Origin of the sequence: Paenibacillus sp. AD87, from assembly GCF_001659845.1 — a bacterium.
GTDB lineage: Bacteria > Bacillota > Bacilli > Paenibacillales > Paenibacillaceae > Paenibacillus > Paenibacillus marchantiae.
In genome coordinates, this window is record NZ_LXQN01000007.1 from 3,112,482 (window position 1) to 3,125,423 (window position 12,942).

Annotated in this window: 11 protein-coding genes; 4 read left to right on the top strand and 7 right to left on the bottom strand. The window is 45.4% G+C overall.

Annotation, left to right across the window (positions count from 1 at the left end; all coding sequences use genetic code 11):
* Positions 1 to 36: 36 nt before the first annotated feature.
* Together gpAD87_RS13405 and gpAD87_RS13410 are read right to left on the bottom strand one after the other, a co-directional pair.
* Complete coding sequence (locus gpAD87_RS13405) at positions 37 to 1,386, bottom strand: FtsW/RodA/SpoVE family cell cycle protein (RefSeq protein ID WP_064638832.1); 1,350 nt, start codon at positions 1,384 to 1,386, stop codon at positions 37 to 39.
* A complete protein-coding gene (locus tag gpAD87_RS13410) occupies positions 1,383 to 1,700 on the bottom strand; it encodes a PadR family transcriptional regulator (protein WP_079344751.1) in 318 nt (105 codons plus the stop codon). The genes gpAD87_RS13405 and gpAD87_RS13410 overlap by 4 nt, the downstream gene beginning before the upstream one ends.
* Before the next feature lie 316 nt (positions 1,701 to 2,016).
* Here gpAD87_RS13410 and gpAD87_RS13415 point away from each other — a divergent pair, with 316 nt between their 5' ends.
* Positions 2,017 to 2,601, top strand: a complete 585-nt coding sequence (locus tag gpAD87_RS13415) for an AAA family ATPase (RefSeq protein WP_064638833.1) — start codon at positions 2,017 to 2,019, stop codon at positions 2,599 to 2,601.
* A 176-nt stretch (positions 2,602 to 2,777) separates the two neighbouring features.
* Here gpAD87_RS13415 and gpAD87_RS13420 read toward each other — a convergent pair whose 3' ends face one another.
* The 4 genes from gpAD87_RS13420 to gpAD87_RS13435 form a co-directional block, all read right to left on the bottom strand.
* A complete protein-coding gene (locus gpAD87_RS13420; protein ID WP_064638834.1) occupies positions 2,778 to 4,928 on the bottom strand; it encodes a hypothetical protein in 2,151 nt (716 codons plus the stop codon).
* Positions 4,929 to 5,236: 308 nt separating this feature from the next.
* On the bottom strand, positions 5,237 to 6,202 hold the full coding sequence (locus tag gpAD87_RS13425) for a sugar phosphate isomerase/epimerase family protein (RefSeq protein ID WP_064638835.1): 966 nt from the start codon (positions 6,200 to 6,202) through the stop codon (positions 5,237 to 5,239).
* A 108-nt stretch (positions 6,203 to 6,310) separates the two neighbouring features.
* Complete coding sequence (locus tag gpAD87_RS13430) at positions 6,311 to 7,507, bottom strand: ROK family transcriptional regulator (protein ID WP_064638836.1); 1,197 nt, start codon at positions 7,505 to 7,507, stop codon at positions 6,311 to 6,313.
* A gap of 224 nt (positions 7,508 to 7,731) precedes the next feature.
* Positions 7,732 to 8,571: a YitT family protein gene (locus gpAD87_RS13435; protein ID WP_064640909.1), complete on the bottom strand. Its 840-nt coding sequence runs from the start codon at positions 8,569 to 8,571 to the stop codon at positions 7,732 to 7,734.
* A gap of 376 nt (positions 8,572 to 8,947) precedes the next feature.
* Here gpAD87_RS13435 and gpAD87_RS13440 point away from each other — a divergent pair, with 376 nt between their 5' ends.
* From gpAD87_RS13440 to gpAD87_RS13450, 3 genes are all read left to right on the top strand, one after another.
* A complete protein-coding gene (locus tag gpAD87_RS13440) occupies positions 8,948 to 10,006 on the top strand; it encodes a fatty acid desaturase (RefSeq protein WP_064638837.1) in 1,059 nt (352 codons plus the stop codon).
* Between the two features lie 93 nt (positions 10,007 to 10,099).
* Positions 10,100 to 11,248, top strand: coding sequence for a sensor histidine kinase (locus gpAD87_RS13445; RefSeq protein ID WP_064638838.1), 1,149 nt, complete (start codon positions 10,100 to 10,102; stop codon positions 11,246 to 11,248).
* On the top strand, positions 11,245 to 11,844 hold the full coding sequence (locus gpAD87_RS13450; RefSeq protein WP_064638839.1) for a response regulator transcription factor: 600 nt from the start codon (positions 11,245 to 11,247) through the stop codon (positions 11,842 to 11,844). Before gpAD87_RS13445 ends, gpAD87_RS13450 begins: the two co-directional genes overlap by 4 nt.
* 147 nt (positions 11,845 to 11,991) lie before the next feature.
* Here gpAD87_RS13450 and gpAD87_RS13455 read toward each other — a convergent pair whose 3' ends face one another.
* A complete protein-coding gene (locus tag gpAD87_RS13455; RefSeq protein ID WP_064638840.1) occupies positions 11,992 to 12,900 on the bottom strand; it encodes a hypothetical protein in 909 nt (302 codons plus the stop codon).
* Between the last annotated feature and the right edge of the window lie 42 nt (positions 12,901 to 12,942).

Genomic DNA, 12,942 nt, shown 5'->3' on the forward strand with positions numbered 1-12,942 from the left:
CCATTCGTTTCAAGATGCGGTAATGATGTTGGATGCTTATGAACTGGTCATTGGGTCGGCATCCACCTTCTGCCGTATTTTTTCATTTCTCTTCAAAATGGTATCCTTCCGACGATACACACCGAGGAGTAAACCGAGCATGGCATAATCAAACATCAGGTGATTACCGTATCCAATAAAAGGAAAGGAAATACTTAGGATTGGAACTTTACCGGTGGTCATCGCCAACGAATAGATGATTTGCAATGCAAACATGGCGGTGATACTGACAATAATCATTCGACTGAAATCATCCCGAATGCGAGGAAGTATCTTCATCATACTGGCAACATACCAGATGACACCCACCAATAACAGTATCCCGGCTGACCAGCCAAACACATCAATGAGCAGCACACCTGGGTAATTATAATAACTCGTTTTAAACTTGTCGAACGTTGTATCAATCCCATTTCCCCACCAGCCGGCTGATCGAATAATCTCAATAATGGAATAATTGCTATATCCACTCCCGTGAGGGTCATCCTGAAGATTCAAAACGACAGAGAGCCTCTCCAGGCGGCCATACTGATCTGCAAAAAACAATAACAATACAAAAATACTTCCTGTTACAACAGCACCTATGACTGTATAAAGCCATTTTTTCGTGAGCCAGCCAAATAAAATAATGCACATTATGCCAAACAGAAACAACCGAACCCAGTCCAACGTTTGAAACAATAGTACTGCGGGGAACATTACCATTGCAATGTAGGTCAAAATGGATTGCATATTAGAATTGGAACGAAGCTTGTCCAGCATAATGGCACCTATAGCAAGTGGCAAAATCCACACTGAAGCTGTGGTAAGGTCTAGCGTTAATCCAAATAAGCTCCAGTACCTGCTATTACCATGAATATCCGTAGTTATGATTGGACTGATCCACAGCATGACATTAAGCAGAATATATATCCACCAAGCAGCTTTTTTCAACTTACGATAATCAAAGTAAATAAAGAACAACATCAACATTACACCTATAACGGTATACACCACATGCCCCCGATATAAGGACTGATACTTTTCATCTGCGACATTCGTCGTAAAAATCCATATCAGTAACAGGCTAGTTATAGACAAACCAATTAATCCAACTAACAGCCCCCAATGCATACGATGACGATGCAATCTGTGCATACTTTTGCCCACCACTGCGGGATCACCCATCTGATCAATGGCGTATGCAGCTGCCTCTTCCTGGCTCAGTCCCTCTTGCTCCTTGTCCAACATCATTTCTTCCATGTGGTTGCCAAGCTCATCACGCAGATCAGTATGTACTTCACGTGCCTTAACCTGACTACACAGTTGATCAAGATAATGTTTAATCTTCTCATGTCGATCCGTCATGTTAAGCCTCCTTCCCCAAGCACCCGATCCACGGCACCGCGGAATAAAAGCCACTCGGCTTTTTTATGCTGTAACGCCTCCACACCCTTGTCACAGATGGAATAATATTTACGTTTCCTACCTTCAACCTCCATCCAGTAAGACTCCACCCATCCCTCAAGCTCCATCGCGTGCAGAATGGGATATAACGTACCTTCCTTTAAATTAAACACACCCTCGGATTGACGATGGAGTTCCTTGATCAATTCATAACCGTAAAGCGGCTGTTCCTTCAGTAGCGTAAGAATCAATGTCTCCGTGCTGCCTTTAATCATTTGTTTGTTTACCTGCAAAGCTGTCACTCCCTTTTGTTCATGCTTCCACGTCCATTAACAATAGCTACTTTTACCACACTTCTTAAAACTTCAAATGAACCTAATAAAACCACTTGGCTATATACATCGGAAATCTATGCATAGTAAAACTAGGTATAATATTACCTGATTCTTCCTTTTCTGTCTAGCTATCAATTGAAGACGTTTGTGATAAAATAAACAAGTCATTTCACACCTGAGGTGTCATCATGAATCTCTTATTCTTACTTAGACATTACATATTCTTTCTATCGATTATGAGGAGGCAATTCAAACCATGAGCAAACTGATTTTTTTTCTTGGCGGGGCCGGGAGCGGCAAAACAACCCTTGCCAAAGCCCTCTCGCGTAAACATAAAGCTGCTTTTTTGGATATGGATATCCTGCTGCGTCCAGCTGCTGAAGCAATAATGACCCTACAAGGACTCGATCCATCCGATCGGGATTCACCGGAATACAAACGGCTGTGCCGTGATTTGGGATACCGTATTACGATGGATGCTGCACTGGACAACGTGCAATTGGGTATCGATACCGTGGTTGTAGGACCCTTTACCAAAGAAATCGGAACTCCGGACTGGATCGAGCAGGAACTCGCACGGATTGGACGTTCCCTGGATGATACAGATGTACGTGTGGCCTATATTTATCTTGCAAATGAAGCGTTGTATCGAGAGCGGATTACAGCCAGAAAATCCCCGCTGGATGAGTGGAAGCTGGAGAACTGGGATGCCTTCACAGCTTCACTTGCCCGTAAACAAGTAGCCTGGCCCTTGCCCGCCTCAGCCGTTGCTTACATTGATAATTCAAATGAGAGCCCTGATATCGCTTTTGCTGAAGTCGAACAACGAATGTACGAATAAAATGTGTAATGGAATGGAACGACCTTCATTTTCTCCATTCAATTTCATGCTACCTATAGGCTCAGAAATATATAATCCACACCAAAAGGGGTATTTGTCATGGTGACCCGCGCAGGTCGAACGTGACAAATACCCCTTTTACAATAATCTATGACCAAACATTCGAACCTACATCGTTACAAAAACTGCTTCATAATATACTCCTGCTCCAGAGGTGTAATCACAGTGCGCTCCACGGGTGGGCCTTCTGTCAGATACTCTGCCACTTCAGCCACACGATTGGATTCCAATTCCGCTGTAAATACGAGATTGGCCATCCCTAATGTCTCAACCAATGTTCCCCGCGCTTTAGCGTGAAGCATGAATAAGGTATATAAATCTGGTCGTTTCATCTCCGTCATTGCCCGGGCGATCAAAGCCAACTCGGCTATGTTGTCTCCCATCGGATGATACACTTTAGGCTGTCTCTTTAAACCAAGATCGCACCACAAAATGCGCCGCTCCTGTATATCAATAATGGCCGGAATACAAATATGGGAATCTGCCGTCAGATCAATTCGCTCCTGCACCGTTGAGGGTTCGAACATCTCATCCGACTGTGGGGCCTGACGCATCATCCAGCCAGCATAACACTCCGATAAATCCTTGATAGCATTATCCCTGAATGCGTTAACCATGATTACAATATAACGTGCCCCTAACCTAGAAACGGACGGCAAATGCAGATCCATATACTTCGCCGCTCCATCCGGTGCAGTCACCATAAACCCACTATTTGCAGCTATATATTCATTCGATTTCAGAGGGGTCCGGGATGTTGGGTCCATACAACGCCAATCCTCATCATACAGTACACCCGACAGATCGGTATCCACACGTTCGATTCGCTCATCACCACTCAGGCCTTCTCTCCACCACAGAAAAAAACGAACGGTATCTCCTGTGGGTAACGATATCCATGACGCACGCGATAGAGCTCGAAGAGATTCGCTTGCCCGGCGTTTTCCCCATGGAACTGAAAACTCTTGAAGTCTTTCATCAATATAGACATTACCGAGTGGTGGAAGCACGGCAAACCGTTTCAACAGTGTATGCTCTACCGCCGATATCACCGCATGAACATCCTCAACGTTGAGGGACGGTAGCGGTTGAGTGGAGACATACAGATTTGCCGTGTTGCCTTTGCGGAAAAAGCTCCTCCTGACCTGAAACTCCGTCCGTGTGCTGAAATGGGCCAACACTCCAAGCAGCGCCCTTGTCGAAACCTTCTCTTCCACAGTTTCCATTTTGCCGATCACTTGCTGCACCGGAACACCGGAACGTATCATTCGGTCGAGCTGACCGACCATCTCTCCCGGACGTTCCGCAAGCGTCTCCAGAATAAGCTGGTTATCCTTCTGTTCAAATGCCCGCTCCACTCTGCCATGAAAGGTAAGCGGTCGTTCCCCACGTCGCAACTGGTCCAGCGCCACTATTGCCCCTGGATAACGGTGACGATATTCACCTGGATGCAGTCGCTCGGCCAATCTCTGCCAGCGCCCTTTATATCGAAACAAATCTTCCAGCGGGTTCGAAGCCCCCTCCAATAAAGCAAGTATTAGCCGACGTTCAGATCGAGTAAATGAACGGAAACGGGTGTTCTCCTTCAGACTGACATCTCCATCGGAACACGCTACCGCCAGCCGCAATATATCTGTTGCCGTGCGCAAATGTCGCTGGAGTTGCTTCACCGAAGCACGCCCCGCCTTTAATAAAGCCGCGCAATAAACGGCTGCATTTTCCCTCACAGGTATTTGCCCTGCCTCTGGTTCAAATGTGGCCCAGCCTTCGTACTCTGTTGCAAACCAGGTCAACTGCTCTCTTGCAACTGGCATTAACGAAGATTTTGCTGTAAGCAGGTCCATTCCTACTTGGTAAAAATCTGCTTCACTGCCGAGATGAATCACACGCAGTCGCAGCTTGTTCAGCAGTAATATGCGCTGCTCCTGTTCAAAAGACTGCTGTCTCCAGGAATGCATCAAAGCATTTAAATAAAATTTACTTTCCTGAATATTCATTTTCCGCTTAGGAAATTTCGGATACACGAGGATTTCCTTTAAATTGATTCCTTTCATCTTTCGAAGCTCTTCCATCAATTGCTCAAACCAGAAAACGAATCTGTCACGTTCCCAGGTATTCAGCACATCTATCAGTTTCGTCGAAAACGTATATCCCAGCGATTCCAAATTTCTCAGTGCAGTCGCCAATATACGCACAGGCAGCTTGCCCTTGCGCTCTGCAATGATCACTTTCAAATTCCTGCTGAAATAGATTGAGAATAAGTCCATCACTTGTACTCTCCCACATGACGATAAAATATTCAGCATTGGTATACTTGGCCTAGCTCGTGGCGGTTCTTCATATGTATAACACAGTCCAAAAAACTAAAAAAATCAGGGAAGCGGCACCCCTAATACCATTGTAAGAGTTCAGAAGGAAGGGATACCATAGCCTGATTAATGCATATTATATCATAATTACAGATTAGAAAATATCACATCGGAAAGAGAGCGGCAGAATACCACTTTACCCGAAAGGTAAGATTATTCTAACCGCTCTCTTTACATTTATTTTTCACCGCTGTTCTCTTGCCAGATTATCCGTGCTGCCGTGTCGCTTGACGTCCAGCGATACGAGCTGTAATTAACTGGTGACTCTCATCAATCTCTTCCGGTGTGCAGGCTGCTTTCAACTCATATACTTTGACAGGAGAACGATCAATGATATCCAGGAATGAATCAAAAAATGCCATGTCCTTGCTATGGATATAAGGACACCAATGATCCGACAAGCCTACCGTCTCATGAATATGCACCCCGACGACATGGTCGATCAATTCATTTGCTTCACGTACATTGTCATAGAGCCCCATTCGATCCATCATCATACCGTGACCAATATCGTACCACAATCCGAGTGGTGCCCCTTTCATGCTGCGGATAAGTGCGCCCGCCTCCTGCAGCGTCGGTAATTGGTAACAGCGAGATCGAGTCTCAATGCCGAAATTCACTCCGTATCCGCGCTGTTCAGACAACTCACACACTTCTTCCAGACTCTCCTGAATCCGCTTCAGGTAATGTGCGCTACTCGCCTCACGCTTCTCCAGCATCTCTTGCCACAACGATTGATAGTCCGAGGAGTCTGGCCCTTGATCGTGATATATCTTTTTCAATGCTTCATCAATATTATATTCAAACGGCACCTCGCCTGGATGCACGACAACTGCCTTCGCACCATACCGGTGTGCATATTCAGCTGAACGGAGCAGCAGTTCAATGGCGCGCTTACGACGAGGCTCATCGTCGAAACCGAGCAGAACCGAGTCGGTTCCATAATCGGGATCAGCTACATGTGGAAATGTATTGTGCACACTGGATATGCCGATTTCTCCCCGTTCAATCATTGGTTCAATCGTTTGAAGCAATTCGTCCGTCACGTTATAGTTTAGCTCCACCTGTCTGAAGCCTAGGGATTTGATCTCCTCAATCATGCCCTGACCCGTAGTGTGACGTTTGATGTTCCAGCAAGTTGAAAATGAATATTCCTTTTTGTCGGTAAACATAGCTTTGTCCTCCTATATGCGATGTTCAACCCGTTCAATGTCTGATGAATCTTCTCTATTTTTAAATCAGCCTAGCTGATGTTTAATTCAAATCTCATTTTGACGCTTTTATTCCAATGCCTCATGCTGAAGATTCAACATCGTCTGTTGCAAGGCTACCTGCACTGCTCCAGTCACTACAGCCCGCTCGCCCAGCTCTGAACAGATCAGTTCCGGCTTCGCTGGGAATTGTTCAGATACGATCTGTCTGAGAAACGGCAATAACACATCCCCATTTCCCCCAATACCTCCGCCAAGTACAATGAGATGGGGAGCAAGCACGACACAGATATTCCGCAGAGCCGAAGCTATCATTTGGCTGTATTGTTTCAGAATCTGCACAGCCTGCGATTCTCCACCTCGGGTAGCTTCAAACAGTTTCTCAGGAGTCAGGTGTTCACGAAGGTATTCTATACCAGAATCAGGACCCTCAAGAAGACTGGCATCCAACTGACGCTTGGCCAGTTCCATCAGACCTTCCGCTGACAAAACATCCTCCAATCGACGCCCCTCTTCCAACAACATCTCCGCGAGCTCGCCTGTCAACCCCCCCATACCTCGAAGCAATTGCCCATTCACCATGATGCCTGCACCTGTTCCAGTACCAATGGAGAAAAAAACAAACAGATTGGAATCCGCTGCTGCTCCACCCCTGTACTCCCCCAGTGCAGCCAGGTTCACATCGTTCTCCAGGATCACTTCACACGGGAAGGCTCCCGACAATGATTCAAGCGAGAGCAACTTTTCCAATCCCTCTAACGGGGCAACGATTCGATCAATATCACCAGAGTCCGGCAGTACAACACCTGGAATGCCAAAACCAATACATTGGATCTGATCCCAATTCAATTGATTTTCCGTCAGTAATTCATCCATATGGCTTCGAAGCACATCAAGGATTGCCGTCCCTGCTCGATCACCGCTTTGGACCGATAATGTTGGATACGTTCTGTAATCCATAATCTCACCATTCAGATCAGAGAGTGCGATCCGAATTCGGGTTGCCCCAATATCAATACCACAGACATAATAAGCTGTTTCGTTGAATCGAATGAGTGTTGCTTTTCGACCCTGGGCATTGTCGGCTCTACCGGTTTCCAACACCAGATTTCGTTCAATCAGATGTTCAATCGCCGACGACACCGTAGGTTTGCTGAGTCCGGTCTGACGACTGATATCTGCCCTGGACATCGCACCAGTTGCGATCAGCGCATCCATAATCAAATTCTCGTTCAGATTGCGGATATACTGCGGTGTGCCAGCCATTTTATCGCCTCCTTTTATAGTTAGTTAAGTTTCTTAACGAATTAAATTTAATATATCATCGGCTTTAAAACGTGTACAGCTTTTTGTCTGTATCGGATGATATGATTTCAAAATCAAGGCCTGATCTCATCGTAATCATTCAATTTCGACTTTACATTATGTAAATCAAAAAAAGCCGCAGTGATAAACACCGCAGCTCCTTACTTCGTTATATATACGTTTCATTACGATTTGGACAATTCAATGAATCCTTCACCAAAGACGTCACGCACATCATGGATCGTTATGAAAGCAATTTCGTCCTCCGCTCGCACAATCTTCTTCAGCATCGGAACTTCTTGTTTGCTAATGACAATATATAAGATCTCTTTCGGGTTCTTCGTATAGTAGCCATGACCAGACAAGACGGTAACTCCCCGATCCATCTTCTCAATGACCTGTTGAGCAATGGCATCCTGTTTGGTAGATATAATCGTAACTGCTTTTTTCGGATTGAGCCCTTCAATAATGAACTCCATCGTTTTGGTTCCAACGAACAACATGACAATCGTACACATCAAACCTTGCGGCCCTATAATGAAGAAAGACGAGAACGCCACGATCAGATCGAAGAATAACAATCCATAACTGATGTTCCAATCCAGATACTTGTTGGCAAGTCGGGCCAGAATAACCGTTCCCGCTGTTGTGCCGCCTACTCTAACAATCATGCCGATACCCAGACCGGCAAATAATCCACCAAAAATAGTATTGATCCAGAGCTCGTCCGATGCGATCGTCCAGCTCTCGGTTAGGTGCAGGAACAGCGAGTTGAATACCACCGCAATAATGGTATACACCGTTGTTGTTCTGTCCAGAAACTTGTACCCCACAAGTAGCAAAATACCATTCAGGAGCAAGTTCATCAGTCCAGGAGACCATTCAAAGAGGTAATACAAAATAATTGTAATCCCTGTAACGCCGCCTTCAGCCAGATCATTCGGGATGACGAACAGGTTTACTGCAAGTGCAAACAGAAATGCACCCGCCATAATAAATAGAATATCCGTTATTCTTTTCTTCATCATGCACTCCATCCAATCCATCAGAAAATCAACCTATCAACCAATTTCATAAGTTGTCATAACCACTCAATGATAGATTCTACCATGCCCGGCACAAAATTTGTATACATAATACAAATTGTTGCGCGATTTGTACAAAGGAATCTGAAATCACTGTTATTTTAGGCTCTACAAAGCATTTTCACTTCATCCACCCATGACAAATGTCATGGGTCATCATTGATATTCATCATTACACTATACTGACGTTTATGACTTACTGCACTGGACGCATTCTTATACAATGATAAAAACGCCTCACTTGGAGACATCTTCCTAGGAAGCGTTAGGTTATAACTAATTACAGTTATTGACCATTGAAGGAGGACGTACGTCTATGAGCAGAACCAAGGAAATGGCGCTAAAAAAAGAAGTCACCCCTTATGAGAAAAATAATCTTCGCCTGAGTATCCAACAATTAGTGAATTCCATACTGCCATTATTATTATTATGGGCCGCAGCGTACTATAGCTTGTCCGTGTCCTACTGGTTGACATTTCCGATTGCCCTCGTAGCCTCGGGATTTGTACTTAGAACGTTTATCATCTTCCATGACTGCTGTCATGGTTCATTCTTCAAAAGCAAACGTGCCAACGACATTCTCGGTACGATTACAGGTGTATTAACCCTGACGCCTTACCTGCAATGGAAAAACGAGCATTCCATTCATCACGCAACCAGCAGTAATCTCGACAAACGTGGTGTAGGTGATATCTGGGTTATGACCGTTGAAGAATACAAAGCAGCTTCCCCTTGGGGTCGTCTCTTCTACCGTATTTATCGTAATCCGTTTGTCATGTTCGGTATTGGACCCATTTATGTATTCCTGTTCGCCTACCGTTTTAACCGTAAAGGTGCAAGACGCAAAGAACGCATGAATACTCACCTGACTACAGTGTTGATCGTAGCTCTTTATGCCTCCATGTGCTGGTTAATCGGCTGGCAGGCTTTTGTACTGGTGCAAGCACCCGTATTTTTCTTCTCCGGCTTCTTCGGTATCTGGCTGTTCTACGTACAGCATCAATTCGAAGATACGTACTTTGAACATGAAGATGAATGGAGTTATGTGAAAGCTGCTGTAGAAGGTAGTTCATATTATAAATTGCCAAAACTGTTGCAGTGGATCAGCGGCAATATCGGGTTCCACCATGTGCATCACTTGAGCCCACGTGTACCCAACTATTATTTGGAAGAAGCACATAATGCAACACCTCCTTTGCAGAAGGCAACAACGATTACGCTGCGTTCTAGTCTGGCTGCCCTGCGCTTCCGTCTATGGGACGAAGAATCCAAGCGTTTTATTAGCTTCGGCGAGATCAAAACGTTATCCCGCAAGCCTTACGTTCAACCGCCTATTCGAGTAAACAACCAAGCGGGTCTGACAGAGAAGCCTTAACTCTGTCGGATTCGTTTTCTTGTATTCAGGCTAAAGTCATGCTACAGTCAGGCTAAGTTTGAGTACAATGCAAGTCCGAGGAGGAGAATTTTCATTCAAAAGTGGATGCAGCTCTTTTATAAAAATACAGGTTTAAATCCATATGTATGGCTCGTCTTTTTCATCCTTCCCTTCTATTATATTTCACAATATTCCAAATTGTGGCCTATGGTTGCGGGAATCTTCATCATTCTGTTCTTCTTTGTTTGTTATCTGCTTGCCTTCATCACAAAGGGCTGGCAGGTCTATATGTGGATTGGACTCTTGATCGCCATATCGATTACGATGACCATCGCTTATGATTATGCCTATTTCTCATTGTTTCTTGCTTTTTTTATTGGGAATATTAAAAATAAAGCCGGTTTCTTCACCCTCTATTCGGTGAACCTGGCAGCCAGTTTTCTAACCATTAATTATAGTTTCATCAAACAGAGCACCCTGCTACTCAGTCAGTTCCCGTTTGTATTCATTAGTTTGATGGCATCCATTCTGCTTCCGATCAGTACGTATAACAAAAATAAGCGTGAACAGCTGGAAGGCCAACTGGAGAATGCCAACAAAAGGCTGGATGATCTTGTGAAAATGGAAGAACGGCAACGTATTGCACGCGATCTGCACGATACACTTGGACAAAAACTCTCTCTCATCGGTCTGAAAACCGATCTGGCGAAGCGTCTGCTTCGCATGAATCCTGATCAGGCCGAGATTGAACTGAACGATCTGAGACAGACGGCAAGTACGGCCCTGAAGGAAGTTCGGGAAATGGTAACGACCATGCGTGGCACACAGCTGGTGGATGAACTGTTCCGTGCCGAACAGATTTTGAAGGCCGCTTCCATTGAATTTGTACTGGAAGGCAATCCGAAGTTGCAGGATACGTCACAACTAAATGAAAATGTACTCGGCATGTGTCTGAAAGAAGCCGTTACGAATGTCGTAAAACACAGTCAGGCAACGGTATGCACCATCCGAATCGAGGAAACACTGTCCGATAATATAGTAACGGTTCAGGATAATGGAGTCGGAATCGAACGTACCCGCAAGCAAGAACGGCGCGGTACCGGAATCTTGGGAATGAAAGAACGACTTGAATTTGTGAACGGTTGTCTGGATATTCGTTCCGGAGCAGACATGGAAGGTACAGGCATTGCCATCCATGTTCCCAAGCTGGTCCGCAAACCGATAAAGGAGGTTGAACAATGATCAGGATCGTAATCGCCGAAGACCAGCGTATGATGCTGGGGGCCTTGTCTTCCCTACTCAATCTGGAAGAGGATATGGAAGTGGTAGGTCGTGCAAGCAATGGACAGGAAGCTCTTTCTCTCGTCAGGGAGCTTACACCAGACATCTGTCTGATGGACATTGAAATGCCCGTCAAAAGCGGCCTGGAGGCCGCTGAGGAACTGAAAGGTATGAACTGTAAAGTCATTATTTTGACAACCTTTGCCCGAACCGGATATTTCGAGCGTGCTCTGAAAGGCGGTGTACGTGGTTATCTGTTAAAGGATAGTCCGATCGAGGAACTGGCCGAAGCAATCCGTCAGGTCATGAATGGAAGACGTATTTTTGCACCTGACCTGGTGGACGAGGCTTATGTTCAGGAGAACCCGCTGACCGAACGTGAAAATGCCGTTCTTGGCCTGATGGCAGACGGTAAAAATACAAAGGAAATAGCCGGACATTTATTTATTACAACCGGTACGGTGCGAAATTACATCTCTATTATCCTCAACAAGTTAAATGCAAGTAACCGCATTGAAGCCATCACTCGTTCCAAAGAAAAAGGGTGGTTTAAATGAAAGTACCGCTTTAACCCAATGAAACATAAATAAGCAAGGTACACCTTCCCATCGGTGCACCTTGCTTATACAAGGATAGGCTGGCCTGGAGTATTCACTCCGGTCCAGCCTATTTGCTTTTGGAACCTATTTTAGTTCCATACTATACTATTTTACAGAAACAACCATGCCCAAAGCTTCCAGTGGCACCTGCTCGGTCTGGAGCTGATGAATCTGCTTGCCATCTTGCCAGGAGATCGTTACATTAACGCTTTTACCACCGCTTGGGTACTGCACGTTCACGAATCCTTTATCCTTTGGTGCAGGCAGTGTATGGGATTCCAAGTATTCCACCATTCTCTTAGCAATCCCCGGATTATTCATGTTATCTTGGGAAACGGATCGAATTTGAAGCGTCCATCTACCTTCTGTCCATGTCAGATACTGACTGCCCGCCGCGCCTTCAGCCACACCCTTGATGTCATGTCCCAGATCCACAGTCATGTCCTTAGGAATGTCTTTCAAATCTGTCTCAGGGAAAATATCCGTACTGTTCGGGTCTTTATACGTCTTCACTTCATAGGATGCCAGAACAGGTACCTTGCTGCCAGAGGCCGCCAACGAAGCATCGTTAACCGCTACAGGCTGATCCGTGGAATAAAAGTTAATGTGGAACGCATCTGAAGTATTCGATGTGATCGATGCAGTCAGATGTTTTCCCTTTTCCAGAGAAAATGAAGTAGGTAACGAAGCGTTCTTCATCTTCAGCTGACTGCGAATGTCCTTAATGACATCGTTCGCACTTTGCTGGGTTTGATCGTTACTGCCCGTTTCCCAATTCGATGTCCCGCTTCCTGCAGAACCTTCCGTCCCCGTTGTTCCCTTGGTATCTGCTTCGCTATCCTTCGTTCCATTGGAGAAATCGGCTCCTCCACTTCCCGACTGAACCTGTTCGCCAGCCGCGGGGGACGTGTTGTCCGCTGATGATGGTTTGGTATCCTGACCACCACACCCCGCAAGAGCAAGCAGCACTGCTGTTGTCACAGGAATCGTCATCCATAATTTAGGTTTGCTCATGTTGTTGTCCTCCTTGAAGCCGTTATTGGACTCAGCTTACAT

What these genes read in the sequence shown, in the direction of transcription:
- gpAD87_RS13425 (WP_064638835.1), bottom strand. Translation starts at nt 6,202, where the DNA reads ATGTTTACCGACAAAAAGGAATATTCATTTTCAACTTGCTGGAACATC.
- gpAD87_RS13410 (WP_079344751.1), bottom strand. Translation starts at nt 1,700, where the DNA reads ATGATTAAAGGCAGCACGGAGACATTGATTCTTACGCTACTGAAGGAA.
- gpAD87_RS13415 (WP_064638833.1), top strand. Translation starts at nt 2,017, where the DNA reads ATGAGCAAACTGATTTTTTTTCTTGGCGGGGCCGGGAGCGGCAAAACA.
- gpAD87_RS13430 (WP_064638836.1), bottom strand. Translation starts at nt 7,507, where the DNA reads ATGGCTGGCACACCGCAGTATATCCGCAATCTGAACGAGAATTTGATT.
- gpAD87_RS13450 (WP_064638839.1), top strand. Translation starts at nt 11,245, where the DNA reads ATGATCAGGATCGTAATCGCCGAAGACCAGCGTATGATGCTGGGGGCC.
- gpAD87_RS13440 (WP_064638837.1), top strand. Translation starts at nt 8,948, where the DNA reads ATGAGCAGAACCAAGGAAATGGCGCTAAAAAAAGAAGTCACCCCTTAT.
- gpAD87_RS13435 (WP_064640909.1), bottom strand. Translation starts at nt 8,571, where the DNA reads ATGAAGAAAAGAATAACGGATATTCTATTTATTATGGCGGGTGCATTT.
- gpAD87_RS13405 (WP_064638832.1), bottom strand. Translation starts at nt 1,386, where the DNA reads ATGACGGATCGACATGAGAAGATTAAACATTATCTTGATCAACTGTGT.
- gpAD87_RS13420 (WP_064638834.1), bottom strand. Translation starts at nt 4,928, where the DNA reads ATGGACTTATTCTCAATCTATTTCAGCAGGAATTTGAAAGTGATCATT.
- gpAD87_RS13455 (WP_064638840.1), bottom strand. Translation starts at nt 12,900, where the DNA reads ATGAGCAAACCTAAATTATGGATGACGATTCCTGTGACAACAGCAGTG.